The organism is Pleomorphochaeta naphthae (assembly GCF_055396005.1).
The window spans coordinates 3,291,972-3,310,224 of sequence record NZ_AP042457.1; the positions used below are offsets into that span (position 1 = coordinate 3,291,972).

The following is an 18,253-nucleotide window of genomic DNA, read 5'->3' on the forward strand; positions in this document are numbered from 1 at the left end:
CCATGTTTAGATTAATAATATAAAAAACAAACAGGAGATAGGTATGGCAATAACAGCAGGAATTGATTGTGGAACGCAAAGTACGAAGGTTTTGTGCTATGATTCAAATACAAAAGACGTATTAATTGTTACTACATCATCTCATCAACTTATTTCAAAAGAAGATGGAACAAGGGAGCAAAAAGCAACTTGGTATATTGATGCCATTAAAGATTGTTTTAATCAAATTCCAACTGAGATTAAAGAAAAGATAGAAGCAATTGGGGTATCAGGTCAACAACATGGATTTGTACCTTTAGATAAAGATGGAAAACCTCTCTATAATGTCAAATTATGGTGCGATACATCAACAGCTAAATATTGTGATCAATTAACAGAAAAATTAGGTGGAGAAGATAAAGTTTTTTCTTTGATAAGTAATCAAATCTTAGCTGGTTATACAGCAAGTAAAGTTTTATATCTAAAAGAAAATCAAAGAGAAGCATATGATAAATTAGCACATATTTTACTCCCGCATGATTATATTAACTATTATTTGACAGGTGAATATGTAATGGAAGAAGGTGATACTAGTGGTACAGCTTTCTTCGATGTTAAAAATAGACGTTGGTCTGATGAAGTTTTAAATGCTATTGATGATGAAAGAGACTTAAAAGAAACCCTTCCAAGACTAGTAAAATGTACAGATGTAATTGGCACAATTAGAGAAGATGTAGCAAAAGAACTTAAGATAAATCCATCTGCAATTGTATCTCCAGGTGGTGGAGATAATATGATGGGGGCCATAGGTGCAGGTTGTACTAGCGATGGAGACTTAGTAATGAGCCTTGGAACTAGTGGAACACTTTTTGGATACAGTGAGAAATTAATAGCTGATTCAAAAAATCGACTAGCCGCCTTTATTTCAAGTAGTGGAGGATATTTACCATTACTTTGTACTATGAACTGTACAGTAGCTACAGAGCAACTTAGAGAACTCTTAGAGCTAGGTGTTAAAGAATTAGATGAGATAGCTAGCCAAAGCCAACCAGGAGCTAATGGCATAATTTTTCTTCCTTATTTTAATGGAGAGAGAACTCCTAACTATCCAAAAGCAGAAGCTGTAATCGCTGGAATGAATGCAACAAATACAAATAGAAGCAATATTGCTAGAGCTTCATTAGAGAGTGCAATTTATTCAATGCAAGTTGGATTAGAAGCTTTTAAAGAACAAGGTTTTAAACCAAATAAAATAATTTTAATTGGTGGAGGTTCAAAGTCTAAAGTCTGGGCACAGATTGTTAGTGATATGTTCAAACTTAAAGTAATGACACCTAAAATTAGTGAAACAGCAGCTTTTGGTGGAGCTTTACAAAGTTTAGCAACTTTAGAGAAAAAAAGCGTTAAGGAAATAACAGATAAGCATACTCAATTTAATGAAGATAGAATTTTTACTCCGAATGAAGCTAACTACAAACTATATGAGACTGGGTATGAAAAATACAAAAAATATGATTTAGCATTAAGTAAATTATTTAAATAGGAGTCAACTATAAACAATTATGATTAAGGAAAAAGATTTTAAATTATTGAATACTAGCTTTTTCGCCTCTAATCAAAAGGGCGTAAATAGCCCTAATAAGTTTATTTGTCGTAGCAATCATAGCCTTTCTATGAGGGAATCCTTGTTCTCTTTTCCTGGAATAATATTCAGCCAGAACAGGATTACTTCTAAGACTATTGGTAGCCATAAGGTAGCAATATTTTCTCAAGACTCTATTCCCTCGTTTGGAAATTTTACCATGTCTATCTTCATTTCCAGATTGATAGATTGTTGGATCAGTTCCTATGAAAGCTATCAATTTTTGGTAGCGACTAAATCGGTGAATATCTTGAATTTCTGCCATAAAATGTGCAGCAGTTGTATCACTAATACCAGGGAAAGAAGTAATAATCTCTATCTCTTGTGGATGAATTTCTTTTTCCATATCTATGAGAGCTTTTGTAAGTTCTTTGTCTTCCTTTTTAAGATAAAGAACAGTTTTAGCTTGATGCTTGGTAATAGCTGCATGAAGATCTACACCTACAGAGTCTTTAGCCAATTCTTTGGCTTGTTTAGCAAGTTTTTTATCTCGCTCTGTACTTTTTGCTCTAGTCCCCCTAATAGCTTTAGCAAGTTGTACAGTAGAGGCAGAAGCTACTTGTTTAGCAGAACCATACACAGACAACAAATTGAGCCAAGAATCAGTAAAAACGTTAACATTATGCAATTCAGGGAAGGCTACAGCTATATCTCCCTTCAATCTAGTCTTAGCTTTTGCAAGTTGATCGCTATTAGCAATCCTATCTCTAGAGAGAAGTTTACTTTCAGATTCCAATTCTGTTTTTCTCCCTTCAAGTTGAATACTAGGGTTATTTGCATACCCTGCAATAAGGAGAGCATCAGACTTATCAGTCTTAGTTTTCCTTAATGTAATTGTATCCTTGTATTGCTTAATAAGCAACGGATTTACAACATAAGCTATCATGTTGTGATTTAGTAGATAATGATAGCAAGTTAAGTGATATTTCCCAGTGGATTCCATGACAAATGTAGTATCTTTGTTAATTCCGGGAGTAGATAATAATTTGTTAAAACCAGTTTTATTTAGTGGAAACTCATCTTGTGCGATAACACCAGTATTGCCAAGAATACAAAATGTAGCCGAAGTACTTGAAATGTCGATACCAACGATACTCATACTAACCTCCAAGGTTAAAAATAGGTTCCATTTTCCAATCTCCCGCATGAATGAAACTCAAGGATTTAATCAACCGATAGGGAAAACTGGGACCGAGGACAGACTCCTATAAAAACTTAAAAGTTTAGATAAAAAGAGGCCCTCTGTCCACAATTATATCACTTATAAAAACATATCATCTATTTATTTATAGATGGTAATAAACAATAGAAATTATACTGGTATTATAGACCAGTTATTATTAGGAGATAAAGAGAATGGATTATTTTGTAGGAAACAAAGAATATTTTAAAAACATTGGTAAAATTAAATTTGAAGGGAAAGGAAGTGATAATCCTTTAGCCTTTAAATATTATGATGCAGAAAAGAAAATTAATGGAAAGACAATGAAAGAGCATCTAAGATTTGCTACAGCATATTGGCATAGTTTCTGTGCTAATGGAACAGATCCATTTGGTCAAGCAACTATTGATTTCCCATTTACTGATAAAGATCCGATGCAAAATGCTAAAAATAAAGCAGATGCAGCTTTTGAATTCTTCACAAAAATAGGAACACCTTATTATTGTTTTCATGATGCAGATGTTGCACCAGAAGGAAACAATTCAACAGAGTATGTTAAAAACTATTTAGAAATAGCAGATCTTCTTTTAGAAAGACAAAAAGCTACAGGTGTTAAATTGTTATGGAATACTGCAAATGTTTTTTCAAATCCAAGATATATGAATGGTGCAATCACAAACCCAGATTTTGATATTTTAACAAGAGCTGCTTTACAAATTAAAACATGTGTTGATGTAAATGTTAAATTAGGTGGTGAAAATTACGTATTTTGGGGTGGTAGAGAAGGTTACATGTATCTTCTAAATACTGATATGAAGAGAGAAAGAGAGCATTTAGGTAAGTTCTATAATTTAGTTAGAGATTATGCTAGAGCACAAGGGTTTAAAGGTACATTCTTAATTGAACCAAAACCAATGGAACCAACAAAACATCAGTATGATTATGATGCACAATCAGCTATAGCCTTTATCAAAGAATTTGGACTAGAAAATGATTTTAAATGTAATATTGAAGCAAACCATGCAACTTTAGCAGGACATACTTTTGCCCATGACTTACAAGTTTGTGCTGATAATAATATGTTAGGTAGTGTAGATGCTAACCAAGGTGATGCCCAAAATGGATGGGATACAGATGAATTCCCAACTGATGTTTATGAAACAACTAGAGCTATGATGGTAATTCTTAAAAATGGTGGACTACATTCAGGTGGATTAAACTTTGATGCTAAGATTAGAAGAAATAGTACTGATTTAGAAGATTTATTTATAGCTCACATTGGTGGTATGGATAGTTTTGCATTGGGTTTAGAAATAGCTGATAAAATTATAAAAGATGGAAAAATTGATAATTTTGTTAAAGAAAGATATTCATCTTTTGATAGTGGAAAAGGTAAAGACTTTGAAGATGGTAAGTTAGATTTAACTTCATTAGCTAAACTTGGTGAAAGTGCAAAATGTAAAAAGACATCAGGTAAACAAGAATATTTAAAGAACTTGTTTAATTCATATATGTTTTAAGTAGAAAAGTAAAACATATAAATTTTATATATAAAATCCTCCAAGTAGAAAAATTAGATTTAAAAACTACTTTGGAGGATATTTTTACTCAACTTCTTTCAATCGTTTCACAGTTTAAGAAAATTTTTTTTGTTTCTTTTGAATATTCTTTATTTTGAATCTTATTTAAAAGTAAATTAACAGAGGTAGTGGCAATTGCATTTATAGGTTGAACAATAGAATCAACAGGAATTTTTAATAAATCAAGCCATTTATTATTATCAAAAGTACTTATTTTTTTGATATTTATTTTATCCTGTAGCTTATAAATAGCATCAATTACTTCATTAGTAATATTAGTGGAAGTGCAAACAATAGCCTCTAAATTACTATTTTCTACAAGAAAAGTTTTAATGTCTTTACCATTAATACCTGCATCAAAAGGTATTGTTAGAATATGAGAGGGATTATATTTATTAAAATCAATACAAGCGAGTTTATAGCCTCTATTTCTCTCTCGAGCACAATAATTGTCCTCGTTGAAAGTTATAAAACCGACATTTTTGTAATTTGCTTCAAATAATTTTCTAGTCATTATGTAGCAAGTAGTTAAATTATCAATACCGACAAAATCAAATATGTCTGAGTCTAGTCTCCTGTCTACTTGAACTATAGGGAAGGTGGAATATTTTGAATAATCAGCTTTAGTATTATTTGGGGCTAAGATAATTCCAGCTACTCCATTACTAATCATATATTCAATACACTGAAGTTCTTTCTCTGAATTTTCTTCACTATCCATAAAGATTATATTAATATCATTATCATAAGCGAAGTCTTCTATCTCTCTAATTAGATCAGTGAAAAAGTCTACTCTAATATCTGAAATTATAACTCCAATAGTTAGAGCACCTTTTGTGTAACTTCTATTTGATGGCATTTTATAGCCTAATTCATTAATGGCATCAATAATAATCTTTTGAGTAGATTCTTCAATTTTTCTAGTTTTATTAATAAAATGAGAAATTGTTGCAATAGAGTATCCTGTTTTGTCAGCGATATCTTGTAAGCGAACTTTTTTCTTTTTTTTCATTTTTTAACCTCATAATTTACTCTGTTTAAATTATATCAATGGATTACAAATTAAATCAAGGAAAAATTTACGTAAATTTTGCGTAAAAAATTTCTTGACATATAATTAATCTCATTATATCGTTAATTATGTCCACCTAGCAAAACAAAGTAGCATTAAAATTAATACATTAAGGGATAATTAGTTTGATAAGGAGAAACTGATGAGTATACCAAAACTTATGAAAGCTCTAGTTGCTTATAGTAAAACTGAATATAAGTTAGTAAATGATTATCCAACTCCTACATGTGGGGATGATGATGTCATAATTATAACAGAGGCCTGTGGAATTTGTGCAGGTGATTTAAAATGCAAACATGGGGCTGCTATGTTTTGGGGTGATGAAACGCAACCTTCATGGGTTGAACCGCCTTTTATTCCAGGCCATGAATTTATTGGCACAATAGTAGAAATCGGTAAAAATATAAAAGATTTCCAAATTGGAGATAGAGTCGCACCAGATCAAATTATACCTTGTGGAGAGTGTAGATTTTGTAAGACAGGCCATTATTGGATGTGTCAGAAACATCATATTTTTGGTTTTTTTAATAGTGAAAATGGCGGAATGGCAGAATATGTAAGATTACCAAAAGGCTCAATAATTCATAAAATTCCTAAAACACTAGAGATGGAAAAGGCTATTTTAGTAGAACCTTATTCATGTTCAAAACATTGTGTAGATAGAGCACAGATTCAATGTGAGGATTTTGTTGTAATATCAGGAGCTGGTACGTTAGGCTTGGGTATGATAACTTATGCTAAACAAAAAAATCCTAAAACTTTGGTAGTCTTAGACCTTAAAGAAGATAGATTATCTCTTGCTAAAGATATGGGAGCAGATATTGTTTTAAATCCTTCTAAAGTAAATGTTGTTAATGAAATTTTAAAATTAACAGATGGCTATGGTTGTGATATTTACATAGAGGCAACTGGGAACCCTGCTTCAGTAGTCCAAGGAATGCAGATGATTAGGAAATTAGGAAGGTTTGTTGAATTTTCAGTTTTTGGAAAAGAAACAACTCTTGATTGGTCGATTATTGGAGATAGGAAAGAACTAGATGTATTAGGTTCTCACTTAAGTCCATATTGTTTTGATTATGTAATTGAAAAAATCGATGATGGGACTTTAAAAACTGATGGTGTTGTTAGTTCTGTCTTTAAACTTGAAGAATGGGAAAAGGCTTTTGAATATGCAACTGGAAAATATGGTGATTACAAGGTTGTGTTTTCTTTCAAATAAAAAAAATATATAAATATCTAAGCTAAAATAAAGGAGTAATCATGGATAATAAAAGAATAAAACAAGTTATAGATGAAGGTAATGCTGTTTTAGGGATTGAACTAGGTTCAACAAGAATTAAAGCTATTTTAATTGATGATAAACACCATCCGATTGCTAGTGGAAATTTCGATTGGGAAAATTCATTAATAGATGGAATTTGGACATATTCTTTAGAAGAGGTTAGTTTAGGTTTAGCCTCTTGTTATAGTGCATTGAAAAAAGATGTTTTAGAAAAATATGGAACAACAATTAAAAAGATTAAATCTATAGGAATTAGTGCTATGATGCATGGTTTTATTGCTGTAGATAAAGATCAAAATCTATTAACTCCTTTTAGAACTTGGAGAAATAATATAACAAAAGAACAATGTACAAAGTTAATCAACTTATTTAATTTCCCTATTCCTCAAAGATGGACTATTTCTCATTTACTATATTCTATAGACAAAGATGAAAAATATTTAGAAAAATTAGATTTTGTATCAACTTTAGCAGGTTATGTTCATAGACTTTTAAGTGGTGAAAAAGTTATTGGAATTGGTGATGCTTCTGGAATGTTCCCAATTGACATTAAAACAAGTGATTATAATCAAGAAATGATAGATAAATTCGATAATGAATTTCTTAAAGATAAGTACTCTTGGAACCTTAGAGATGTCTTCCCAAAAGTTTTATTAGCCGGAGAAGAAGCTGGAAGATTAACTGATGAAGGAGCTGCTTTATTAGATAAAGATGGTGATTTATTAAGTGGATCACTAATGTGTCCTCCAGAAGGTGATGCTGAAACTGGAATGGTTGCAACAAATAGTGTGCTCCCTAGAACAGGAAATGTTTCTGCTGGAACATCAGTTTTTTCAATGGTAGTTCTAGAAAAAGAATTATCTAAAGTTTATGAAGAATTAGATTTGGTTACTACTCCAGATGGCAAATTAGTTGCTATGGCACATACTAATAATTGTACTAGTGAATATGACTCTTGGGTTAAATTATTTAAGCAAGTGATTGAAGCAACAGGAGGATCTATTGCTACAAGTAAGTTATATGATGATCTTTTAAATTTAGCTCTTGAAGGTGATAAAGAATGTGGTGGGTTATTATCATATAACTACGTTTCAGGCGAACATGTTACTGGTTTTTCTAAAGGTGCTCCATTATTTGTAAAAACTGCAAATTCTAATTTTAATTTAGCAAACTTTATGAGATGTCAACTTTATTCTTCTCTTTGTTCGATGAAAGTTGGATTAAATATTTTATTTGAAGATGAAAAAGTTAAATTAGATTATATTAACGGACATGGCGGCTTTTTTAAAACAGCTAAAGTTGGACAAAAAATAATGGCAAGTGCATTTAATTGTCCTTGTGCAATTCTCTCTACTGCAGGTGAAGGTGGAGCTTGGGGTATTGCTATATTAGCCTCATATGTTGCAAATAGTGAAAATTTAGAACTCCCTGTTTTTTTAGATAAAAAAGTCTTTAATAATTCTAAAATTGATATCATAAAACCTGAAAAAGAAGACGTTGATGGCTTTAATGAATTCTTTAAAAGATTTATTAAAGGATTACCTATTGAGAGAGCTGCTGTTGATATTTTAGCATAAGCTAAGATTAAAATTATATTCGTTATTGTTTTGCTAAGGAAATTTTTCTCTCCTTAGCAAACATAAAATAAAAAGGAGAGGAGTAGCTGCTCTTAGTAGTTATAAAAAGTGTAAACAAAAGGATTATTTTATGTTTGATGAAATGCAATATGTTGGAAATATTGACCAATTATTTAAGGTTAGAGAAGTTAATTTAGTAGAAGGAAGATCTAAAGGTGTTAGATTAATTGAAGTAGATAATGGCTCAGGTCTATATTTCGAAGTGAATGTAGACAGAGGTTTTGATATCCCAGTTTTAAAATATAATGGAATAAACTGTGGATATAGATCTCAATGTGGGGATGCTGCTCCTTCTTTTTTTGATGATAAAGGCTTAGGATTTTTAAAAAACTTTACAGTCGGCTTTTTGACAACATGTGGACTTAAATCTATTGGAATTCCAAGTTCATTTGAAGGTAAAAATTATGGTCTTCATGGCAATATTTCTAATACTCCTAGTGAACATTATTATTATAAAATTGAAGATGATGAAAAAGGTCCTTTTGTTGAATTAAATTCAACTTTATATGATTCAGGAATCTTTGAAGATAAATTACGTCTCGATAGAAAAATTAAGTGTTATTATAAAGAAAATAAAATAATTATTGATGACATAGTTACAAATGAAGGCTATTCAAAAGCTATACATAATATCTTGTACCATATGAATTTTGGATATCCTCTCCTTTCTAAAGATAGTAAAATGTATATTGAAAGCGAGAAAATAACTCCTAGAACAAAAAGGGCTGAAGATTTATTAGATTTATATAATGTAATAGAAGAAGCTAGTTGTGAATATGAAGAAGCTTGTTATTATCACAGTCTTAAGAGAAATAAAAAAGGTGAAGCTATAACTGGCGTTTATAACCCAAAACTTAATATGGGAGTGGCAATAAAGATTGATTGTTCAACACTCGAGCATTTAGTTGAATGGAAGCTTATGAAGAAAAAAGATTATGTTTTAGGGCTTGAACCTACTAGTAATTTAATCGATGGTTTACCCGATTTGAAAGAGAAAGGGTTGTTAAAATATTTAGAAGCTGGTAAGAAGGTTAAATATCATATTGAAGTTGAAATTATAAAAGAATATAAAGATTTTGATAGAATATTTAATTCATAAATAAGTCTTTAAATTAAAAAATATCTCCAAAGATAGTAAATTATCTTATGGAGATATTAATTTTATAAACATACATTATGATATAAAGGACCTCTTCCTTTTCCAAGGTTAAGTTTGTAATTTATAGCTTTCGTTAAATATTTTTTTGCATTAAAAACAGCTTGAGGTAAGACTTCTCCTTTAGCAAGATTAGAGGCTATTGCTGAAGAGAGGGTACAGCCAGTACCATGGGTGTTTTTATTATCGATTAGAGGATTTTCATACCATCTAGGTCCCTCATCACTAATTAAGAAATCGTCAGCACTTTCTACTAAATGACCACCTTTAATTAAAAATCCAACTTTATATTTTTCATAAAGATAAAATCCAACTTTTTCCATATCTTTTTTGTTAAATATTTTATAGCCAGATAAAATTTCAGCTTCAAATAAATTAGGAGTTACAAGAGTAGCTATGGGGATTAATTCATTAATTAAAGAGGAAACTGCATTTTCATCAATTAATTTACCTTTACTAGTTGCAATCATAACAGGATCTAAAACAATATTTTTTGCCTTGTAAAATTGTAATTTCTCAGCAATAGTTGAGATATTTTCCCTATTAGATACCATTCCAATTTTTATTGCATCTGGAGTAATGTCTGTGAAAATTGAATCTAATTGATCTGCTACCATTTTTTTATCTATATTTAATACATTTTGTACACCGATAGTATTTTGAGCCGTAATTGCAGTGATAACGCTCATAGCATATACATTATGAGCCATCATCGTTTTTATATCAGCTTGAATTCCAGCTCCTCCACTGCAATCACTTCCAGCAATTGTTAATACTTTCTTCATTTAACTCTCCAATAGAATCCACTGCGAGATCGCAATATTTAATAAACAACTCTTTATTCTTTCCATTTACAATACCTATAGTTTTAATATTAGATTTTTTAGCACTTTTTAAGGAATGAAGAGCATCATCAATTAAAATAGTATTAGAAGGATTTAACTTATAATCTTCAATTAACCTTGTGAAAAAAGCTTTATTTGCTTTAGACTTGTTATAATCTCTTTCAGTAATTACAGAATCAAAATACTGTAAGATTTTATTATTTTTAAAACAAAGTTTTAATAACTCTTTGTCACTAGCACTAGCTACTAAAATATAATAATTTTTAGATTTTAAATTACATAAGAGTGAATCTACATTCTCAAAAGGAGTGACGAAATTCTCATAAGAAATTTTTAATCTTGATTGTAAAATCTCTCTTATTTCCTCAAAACTTTCTTTTAAATTATATTTATACTTAATGTAATGTATTCCATCCTCATAACTCATAGACCAAAGTGTTTTATGTAAATTACTTTGGATAGCTAGATTTCTTTCTTTTAAAAATGATAGCACAAGGTTGTCCCAAACCCAAAGAGAGTTAAGAAGTGTACCATCTGCATCAAAAATGATAGTTTTTTTGTTCAAAACTTAGTTCCTCTTATTAATTCTAACATATTAGAAGTGGCCTTTGTTATATTATTTTGTGCAAAGATAGCACTTATTAAAGAAATTCCTTTTATAGAGGTATTTTCTAAAAGAGAAATATTATCTTTTGTTATACCGCCAATAGCAACAGTTGGAATTTTAACACTTTCAGCAATGTCTTTGAGAATTTTAATATTTAATGTATGAGCATCGCTTTTAGTATTAGTTTTAAATATTGCTCCAACACCTAGATAAGATGCTCCTAATTTTTCAGCATTTAAAGCTTGATCTATAGTTTGAGCAGAGATTCCTAAAATCATAGAAGATGGAATTGAATTAATGGCTGAAGACAAATCATCTTGACCAAGATGAATGCCATCGGCATTACTTTTTAGTGCAACCGATATTTTATCGTTTACAATAACAGGTACTCCATATCTATGGCAGAGAGGTATAATATCTTTAACTTCTTTAATAAAAGAGCTTTCATCAAGATTTTTTTCTCTAACTTGAATCATAGTTGCCCCACCATCTAAAGCCATCTCAACAATATCATAAATACTTTGATTTGCTTTTAGCCAGCTTCTATCTGTTATAGCATATAATTTTAACTGGTCACTATAAAATTCCATATTTTACTCTATCTTTTATTGTTTCAGTGTCTAAAAAGCTAATAGTATCAATTAGATGATTTCTGTATGTGCTATTACCTTCATTTTCTTTTAACAATTCTCTTGCTATTTCACCAGCAATACCCATTTGGGCCATAGCAGTAACAGTTGCACTGAATTTATCATCAGATGAAGCAACATGGGCTGTAATTAAAGCAGTTAACATACACCCGGCACCTGTAATATTTGCCATCATACTATTCCCGTTATTTAAAATTATATATTTACTAGCATCACAAATAATGTCTTGTTTCCCACTGATTGCAATAATTGCGTTTGTTTGTTTGCTTAAATTTTTAGCAAGAGAAATGATATCTGTTATATTTTCACTAGAAATTTGGTCCTCAATTTGTGCATCAACACCACTAGTTGATTTTTGGTTTAAAGCAATTGCTTTAATTTCACTAATATTACCTCTAATAACATCAACTTTAGTTTCATTAAGAATTCTTGAAACACATAACTTTCTAAAAGCAGATACACCAACTGCTACTGGATCTAGTACAACTGGAATATTTTTTTCATTAGCAGTTTTTGCAGCTACTATCATACTCTCTAGAGTCCTTTTATTAGGAGTGCCAATATTCAGATATAGAGCAGAAGCAATAGAAGCTAAATCTCTTACTTCCTCTATACAATCTGCCATAGCAGGGGAGGCTCCACTAGAAAGTAAAATATTTGCGACATCATTAACAGTTACATAGTTAGTGATACAGTGAATTAAGGGATGAGTGTTTTTAACATTGTTATTAATCATTATTTTTTCCTTTTTTGATTAAAAAATTATATATTATTACTAAAAGAGAAGTAGTTATTAAAACAGGTATTGAGATTCCAAGAGGGAAATTATAGTTTAATAAAAGTCTATAAAGAATAAAGCCAATTATAAAAATAATAAAATTTGGAAGATTTAAATTTGAACTGCTAATATCTTTATTTATGAAAAAGAAATCAGTGATTTCTATAGCTACCATAGGAACAAATACAGAACTTATTAAGTACAGAAAACTTTCTAAACTTCCTTGATTCCAAAAGATAGAAATTAGTAAACCTATAGCAACACATAGAATAGAAACTATCTTTTCATTAACTTTAAAAATAGAAAAACTTACCCCGCAGGAAAATGCATCTAAAAATGTAGTTGTAACTGTAGATAATATTATTATTAATAAGCCAATAGTTCCCATATTTGATTTCAATAGTATTAAAGTAAAATCACTTTCTCTAAAAAATAGAGCACAGGCTAAGCCAACTATGTACATCCAAGAACTTGCTAAAAAATAAACAACAGAACTAACTAGTGGTATATTTTTATGATCTCCTTCCTCTTTTGTGTAGTCACCTATTAAAGGAAGCCATGATAAAGGCATAGCAATAGATAATTCTAGTGCTGTAAAAATATTTAAAGTAGATGGCATAGCTGTATAATTAGTTGGAGAAAATATTTTTTTGCTAGCTAAAATTGATAGAATAAATAAGAGAGTCATTACAATAATTGGTAGAATTTTTAACTCTCTAAATTTTATTAACAACCAAATACAAATTAAAATAGCAATGAGAATTGACCAATAAACGGATTTGATATTTGGAGTTAGAATCTGAACAGCATTAGCAGCTGAATATATCATTACAGCTGTCCAACCTATAAGTTGTAATCCATTTAAAGTAGCAAAAAAGTAACTTCCTTTTTTTCCAAAAGATATAGAAGTACTTTCCATAGCAGATAGCTTTAATTTAGATGAAATTAGACCAACAAGATACATAAGGAAACAGCCGATTAGGTGTCCTATGATAATTATCGTAATACCGAGTTTTAAACCTAGTGGAGCAAATAGAGTACCTGTAAAAATTTCAGCTATAGAAATTGCGGCACCAAACCAAAGGAGAATTGAATTGAGATATAGCAACTAAACATCCTTCGAACCAATACACTGATAATATAGAAAGATGTTCTTTTGAAACTCCCTCCGCTGGTATTATCCAGATCAGGTTAAAGGGTCGAAGTTAATTACTTCCTCTCAGCTTGCCTACAAGCTCCCCTGGTTCTTCTTTAAATTTATTTTATCTTAGCACTTAAAAAGGATAGGGACAAGAGTTATTTCAAAAAAGAAAAAAGCCTTATTTCACACTAGATGAAACAAAGCTTTTTATTAAATAATATAGACAATTATTTAATTACTTTTAAGATATATCCGCAGAGATATTCACTTTCTGGGAAAGCTAATCTAGTTGGGTGATCACTAGAAGCTGTTAAGGTTTCTAAAACTTGGATTTCCATATTATTATCAATAGCTGCCCAAGATAAAATAGTTTTAAATTTTTCTAAGCTAATCCCACCAGAACAAGAGAAAGTTGCAATAATTCCACCATTTTTAATTTTTTTCATAGCCATTCTATTTAAGTCTTTATAAGCTCTTGAAGCTCCCTCGACTTGGCTTTTTTTCTTAGCAAGTTTAGGTGGATCTAATATCATCATATCATAATAATTATCTTCAATATTTCTCATTTCTTCAAAGATATTGCAAACTTTTGTAGTAACTTTTTCTCTTGCATCTTCTTCAAGTATTTTATTATTAATATTGATATGGATATTTTTTAAAAGAGATTTTAGAGCAGTGTTAGAAGCATCAAGTGCATGAATTTTCGTAGCTCCAGCTTTTAGAGCATGAAGAGTAAAACCCCCTGTGTAAGAGAAAGCATCTAAGATAACTTTATCCTTACAATACTTTTCTATTTTTACTCTGTTATCTTTTTGATCACAGAAAAAACCACTTTTTTGACCAGTTCCAGGAATTATCTCATATAAAATATTTTCCTCTTTAAATTGTATAGGGTCAAATTTAGTTTCTGGTTTGAAATATCCAGTTTCATTGTAGTAAAGAGTTATTTCTTTTAAGCCTTCAAGTCCACAAAAGTTTGGATCTGTGCTTAAAATAATCAAGTTAGGTTTTAATATATTATATAAAGTTTTAACTACTATATCTTTAATTTCAAAAGCAACTCTTGAACTAGCAATAACACGTATGAACCCATTATAGTAGTCTGCAACAATGCCAGGAATAAAATCAGCTTCTGAGAAAATTAGACGGAAAGCATTTGTTTTATTAGCTTCTAATAAAATTCTCTTTCTCCTTAAAATTGATTCTTTAACTTTTGTTTCCCACCATTTATCATCTATAATATCATTTTCTTTCCAACTTAAAAGATGAATTGGAATATGTGACAATTTATCATAATACCCTAGTGCAATAAAATTATTATTTGAATCTACTACCTTGCAAACACAAGGAGATGTGCAATTAACCTTATTAATTGCTCCTGAAAAAACCCAAGGGTGATGGTTTTTAATTTGTTTTTCTTTACCCGATTTAATACTTATTATATTCATAATACAACAATAGAGTTTTTTCTTTTAATTGTCAAAACAAAGGTTGATTAAATACCTATAGTTGTTAATAATTAAATTCATGAAAAAAAAGCCAATAAAAGCAGTGTTATTTGATTTAGATGGAACTCTATTATATACCTTAGAAGATATTAAAGCTTCTGTGAATGTTCCTTTAATCAATAGAGGCCTCTCTCCTATATCAATTAGTGAATGTAGAGAAATTGTAGGACATGGACTTAGAAATGCAATAGAAACTAGTTTTACTAGACGAGGGTATATAGCTAGTGAAGAAGAAGTTGATATAGCTTTAGTGGAACTTCAAACTTATTATAAAGCAAATCCAACTAAATATTGTAAACCTTACGATAAAATTAATGAATTTTTAACAAAGTTTAAGATTCCTTTTGGGGTATTATCTAATAAAGATGATCAAATTGTAAAACAAATTGTTCCTGAAGTTTTTAGTGGTATAAAATTTGATTATGTATGTGGTGCTAAAGATGGGATACTTAAACCTAGCGGTCTTAGGATAATTGAATTTTGCCAACGATATAATTTAGAGCCTTTAGAAGTCTTATATGTTGGTGATAGTGAAGTAGATTATAAAACTGCTATAAATGCAACATCTCAAGTAGCTCTAGTTACTTGGGGTTATAGAGATAAAGAAGAATTGGTAAAGTTTAATGTGCCAATGGTAGATACAGTTGATGAATTATGGAGGATGATTAATGCAAATTAGTAATGAAGAAATTCTTAAAAGAGCCAATGAGTATATTGCTTCAGAAAAAACTGAAGTATTTAAAAAAGAAGTACAATATGCATTAGATAATAATCAGATAGATGATTTGTATGATAGATTCTATACAACTCTTGCTTTTGGCACAGCTGGTATGAGAGGTGTTATTGGAGGAGGTACTAATCGAATTAATACCTTTATGGTAAAAAAAGTATCACAAGGCTTAGCCTCTTATTTAACAAGCAATATCGATTCTCCCTCTATTGTTATTGCTTATGACTCTAGAAATTATAGTAGTGAATTTGCTTTAGCAGCAGCCTTAGTTTTAGCTGCAAATAAAGTTAAGGTTTATTTATATGATAGTTTAAGACCTGTTCCAATGTTGTCTTTTGCACTAAGAGAATTAAAAGCCAGTGCTGGTATTGTAATTACTGCAAGTCATAATCCAAGTAAATATAATGGATATAAAGTGTATTGGAGTGATGGTGGGCAAGTTACACCTCCTCATGATATTGAAATTGCAAAAAAAGCTAATAGTGTTGTTTTAAAAGATATAAAAGAAATTGATGAAAAAACAGCTTTAGAAAATGGATATCTAAATAGTGTGCCCTCATCAGTTGATGAAGCTTATTATGATATGGTTATAAACTCTATTAGGAGAAAAGATTTAGTTAAAGAATCTAAAATCACAGTAGCTTATACACCTTTACATGGCTCTGGAAATATTCCTGTAAGATCTATGTTAAATAAACTTGGAATTAATACAGTTGTTGTTAAAGAGCAAGAACTTCCAGATGGAAATTTTCCAACAGTAAAACTACCTAATCCAGAAAGTTCACAAGCTATGGAAAAAGTAATTGAATTAGCTATAAAAGAAAAAGCTGATATTGTTCTTGGAACAGATCCTGATGCTGATAGATTAGGTATTGCTATACCTAAAAATAAAGAGAAAAGTGAATATCAACTTTTAAGTGGAAACCAAATTGCAACTTTACTTTGTGATTATTTATTAGAAACAAGTAAAGAAATGAATAGAAAAGGTGTTCCATTTGTTGCAAAAAGTTTAGTAACTACTGATTTAGTTAAGAAAATAACTGAATCTTATGGTGGTGAGTGTAAAGATGTCTTAACTGGTTTTAAGTATATAGCTGAGCAGATTAAGAATTTAGAAAATAATAGTGATAAATATTTCTTATTCGGCTGTGAAGAAAGTTATGGTTTTTTAAGTGTTCCATCTGTAAGGGATAAGGATGCAGTTTCATCTGCTGTTTTGGCAGTTGAAATGATGTGTTATTTAGAAAGTCTTGGCTTAACTCTTCAAGATAAGTTAGAAGCTATATATGAAAAATATGGGTTTAGTACTGAAATCGTATTTGCTCGTGATTATGAGGGAGCAAGTGGAAAAGCTAAAATGGATAAAATTATGGAATCTTTCCATTCCTTAAAAGCAGGAGATTCTTTAGTAAATAGAAAGATTGAAAGTGTTCAAGATTTATTAAATGAAGGATCAGGTTTTCCAAAAGCTAATGTGGTTATTATTAAATTTGAAACTGGAGAAAAGTTAATAGTTAGACCAAGTGGAACTGAACCAAAAATTAAATATTACATATTTTTAACAGGTGAGAAAAAAACTCTTTTAGATAAGATGGATGGTATAATTAGTGAGTTTAAAACTTCTTTATAGATAAAAATTGAAAAATGTACACTTTTATCTTTTAAAATTAAGAACTTGCATATACTATTGATATATGGAGGCAAGATAGTGGTGTACATTTATTATTTTAAAAGTTTAAAACCTATATTGTTGAATCCTTTTGATAAAAATAAAGATATTGGTAACTTAGATAGTGAAGAAGAAATTACTATTGTTAGTGCTAATACTCTAACAAAAGATGATTCAGAATTTGTTAATCAAACAACTTTTAATGAAATTGATAATAGTGTTAACTTATGGATACAAGAGAAGAGGTATTATCTTAGATTGTTTGCATCAACTTTAGCTTTTTTTATAATGTATTTCTTTTTATCTTTGGTAATAAGAGATCCAATCCCATTAGTAGATGAAATGGGTGGTAGTCTTCTTTTCGCTATAATAACTTGGAGATTTTTTGCTAAACGTGATAAAAAAAGTGCTATAGCAAATAAGAAGAAACTTGAGATAAAAAGACATGTAAATCAAGCCTCATATAAAGAAGTGAAATTTCTTAAACAAATTGAAGAGTATGTATATAATCTAAATTCATATGATAATTTAGATATCGCTGATGCTCTAACAAATGTTGAGGGTAGTGTTGATCCTATTAAATTTGATGATGATGAAGATTTATTATCTAAAGAGTTTATTGCCCTTCTTAAAAAGAAACTTTTAAGTAACTCAAAATTTAAAAATTATTATAATAAAGTCGTAAAAGTTAGAGAAGCTAATATAAAAGACGAAGCTTTAAGCTCAAGACTGATTGAATTTGGTCGTGAGAATAAATTTTATTTATTGCTTTTAAGTCTTTTAGTTGCAATAGAAGAAAATAAGGGCAATTAATA

16 protein-coding genes and 1 riboswitch are annotated in these 18,253 nt (G+C 29.9%); of the genes, 8 read left to right on the forward strand and 8 right to left on the reverse strand.

The features are described from left to right. Positions 1-43: 43 nt before the first annotated feature. Positions 44-1,522, forward strand: a complete 1,479-nt coding sequence (gene xylB / locus ACZ5SO_RS14930; protein ID WP_464625698.1) for a xylulokinase — start codon at positions 44-46, stop codon at positions 1,520-1,522. A gap of 43 nt (positions 1,523-1,565) precedes the next feature. Here xylB and ACZ5SO_RS14935 read toward each other — a convergent pair whose 3' ends face one another. Beyond that, positions 1,566-2,720, reverse strand: a complete 1,155-nt coding sequence (locus ACZ5SO_RS14935) for an IS110 family RNA-guided transposase (RefSeq protein WP_464624806.1) — start codon at positions 2,718-2,720, stop codon at positions 1,566-1,568. Between the two features lie 257 nt (positions 2,721-2,977). On the opposite strand from ACZ5SO_RS14935, the gene xylA reads away from it, so the two are divergent. After that, positions 2,978-4,303, forward strand: coding sequence for a xylose isomerase (xylA, locus tag ACZ5SO_RS14940; RefSeq protein ID WP_464625699.1), 1,326 nt, complete (start codon positions 2,978-2,980; stop codon positions 4,301-4,303). An 88-nt stretch (positions 4,304-4,391) separates the two neighbouring features. Here xylA and ACZ5SO_RS14945 read toward each other — a convergent pair whose 3' ends face one another. Continuing rightward, the gene (locus ACZ5SO_RS14945; protein ID WP_464625701.1) at positions 4,392-5,375 is read right to left on the reverse strand and encodes a LacI family DNA-binding transcriptional regulator; all 984 of its coding nucleotides are present in this window, start codon (positions 5,373-5,375) and stop codon (positions 4,392-4,394) included. Positions 5,376-5,577: 202 nt separating this feature from the next. On the opposite strand from ACZ5SO_RS14945, the gene ACZ5SO_RS14950 reads away from it, so the two are divergent. The 3 genes from ACZ5SO_RS14950 to ACZ5SO_RS14960 all read left to right on the forward strand — a co-directional run bounded on the left by ACZ5SO_RS14950 (position 5,578) and on the right by ACZ5SO_RS14960 (position 9,453). Continuing rightward, the gene (locus tag ACZ5SO_RS14950) at positions 5,578-6,654 is read left to right on the forward strand and encodes an alcohol dehydrogenase catalytic domain-containing protein (RefSeq protein ID WP_464625703.1); all 1,077 of its coding nucleotides are present in this window, start codon (positions 5,578-5,580) and stop codon (positions 6,652-6,654) included. A 41-nt stretch (positions 6,655-6,695) separates the two neighbouring features. Further along, positions 6,696-8,294 carry a xylulokinase gene (locus tag ACZ5SO_RS14955; RefSeq protein WP_464625705.1) on the forward strand — a complete coding sequence of 533 codons (1,599 nt, stop codon included), beginning with the start codon at positions 6,696-6,698 and terminating at the stop codon, positions 8,292-8,294. 130 nt (positions 8,295-8,424) lie between these two features. Continuing rightward, entirely contained in the window at positions 8,425-9,453 is a 1,029-nt protein-coding gene (locus tag ACZ5SO_RS14960; RefSeq protein ID WP_464625707.1) for an aldose 1-epimerase family protein, read from the forward strand. Between the two features lie 62 nt (positions 9,454-9,515). On the opposite strand, the gene thiD is transcribed toward ACZ5SO_RS14960, so the two are convergent. From thiD to ACZ5SO_RS14990, 6 genes are all read right to left on the reverse strand, one after another. Next, a complete protein-coding gene (gene thiD / locus ACZ5SO_RS14965; RefSeq protein WP_464625709.1) occupies positions 9,516-10,295 on the reverse strand; it encodes a bifunctional hydroxymethylpyrimidine kinase/phosphomethylpyrimidine kinase in 780 nt (259 codons plus the stop codon). After that, a complete protein-coding gene (locus tag ACZ5SO_RS14970) occupies positions 10,264-10,920 on the reverse strand; it encodes an HAD family hydrolase (RefSeq protein ID WP_464625710.1) in 657 nt (218 codons plus the stop codon). Before ACZ5SO_RS14970 ends, thiD begins: the two co-directional genes overlap by 32 nt. Next, a complete protein-coding gene (gene thiE / locus ACZ5SO_RS14975; RefSeq protein WP_464625712.1) occupies positions 10,917-11,552 on the reverse strand; it encodes a thiamine phosphate synthase in 636 nt (211 codons plus the stop codon). The genes ACZ5SO_RS14970 and thiE overlap by 4 nt, the downstream gene beginning before the upstream one ends. After that, positions 11,539-12,348 (reverse strand): hydroxyethylthiazole kinase, encoded by an 810-nt coding sequence (thiM, locus tag ACZ5SO_RS14980; RefSeq protein WP_464625714.1) that lies wholly within the window; start codon positions 12,346-12,348, stop codon positions 11,539-11,541. The genes thiE and thiM overlap by 14 nt, the downstream gene beginning before the upstream one ends. Beyond that, the gene (gene cytX / locus ACZ5SO_RS14985; protein ID WP_464625716.1) at positions 12,341-13,498 is read right to left on the reverse strand and encodes a putative hydroxymethylpyrimidine transporter CytX; all 1,158 of its coding nucleotides are present in this window, start codon (positions 13,496-13,498) and stop codon (positions 12,341-12,343) included. The genes thiM and cytX overlap by 8 nt, the downstream gene beginning before the upstream one ends. 38 nt (positions 13,499-13,536) lie before the next feature. Continuing rightward, positions 13,537-13,642: riboswitch (TPP riboswitch) on the reverse strand. A gap of 116 nt (positions 13,643-13,758) precedes the next feature. Continuing rightward, the gene (locus tag ACZ5SO_RS14990; RefSeq protein ID WP_464625718.1) at positions 13,759-14,979 is read right to left on the reverse strand and encodes a class I SAM-dependent rRNA methyltransferase; all 1,221 of its coding nucleotides are present in this window, start codon (positions 14,977-14,979) and stop codon (positions 13,759-13,761) included. Positions 14,980-15,058: 79 nt separating this feature from the next. Between ACZ5SO_RS14990 and ACZ5SO_RS14995 the strand changes: the two genes are divergently transcribed. The 3 genes from ACZ5SO_RS14995 to ACZ5SO_RS15005 all read left to right on the forward strand — a co-directional run bounded on the left by ACZ5SO_RS14995 (position 15,059) and on the right by ACZ5SO_RS15005 (position 18,251). Then, positions 15,059-15,718, forward strand: a complete 660-nt coding sequence (locus ACZ5SO_RS14995) for an HAD family hydrolase (RefSeq protein ID WP_464625719.1) — start codon at positions 15,059-15,061, stop codon at positions 15,716-15,718. Next, positions 15,708-17,399 carry a phospho-sugar mutase gene (locus tag ACZ5SO_RS15000; RefSeq protein WP_464625720.1) on the forward strand — a complete coding sequence of 564 codons (1,692 nt, stop codon included), beginning with the start codon at positions 15,708-15,710 and terminating at the stop codon, positions 17,397-17,399. Before ACZ5SO_RS14995 ends, ACZ5SO_RS15000 begins: the two co-directional genes overlap by 11 nt. 78 nt (positions 17,400-17,477) lie before the next feature. Further along, entirely contained in the window at positions 17,478-18,251 is a 774-nt protein-coding gene (locus ACZ5SO_RS15005) for a hypothetical protein (protein ID WP_464625722.1), read from the forward strand. The last annotated feature ends 2 nt before the right edge of the window (positions 18,252-18,253 follow it).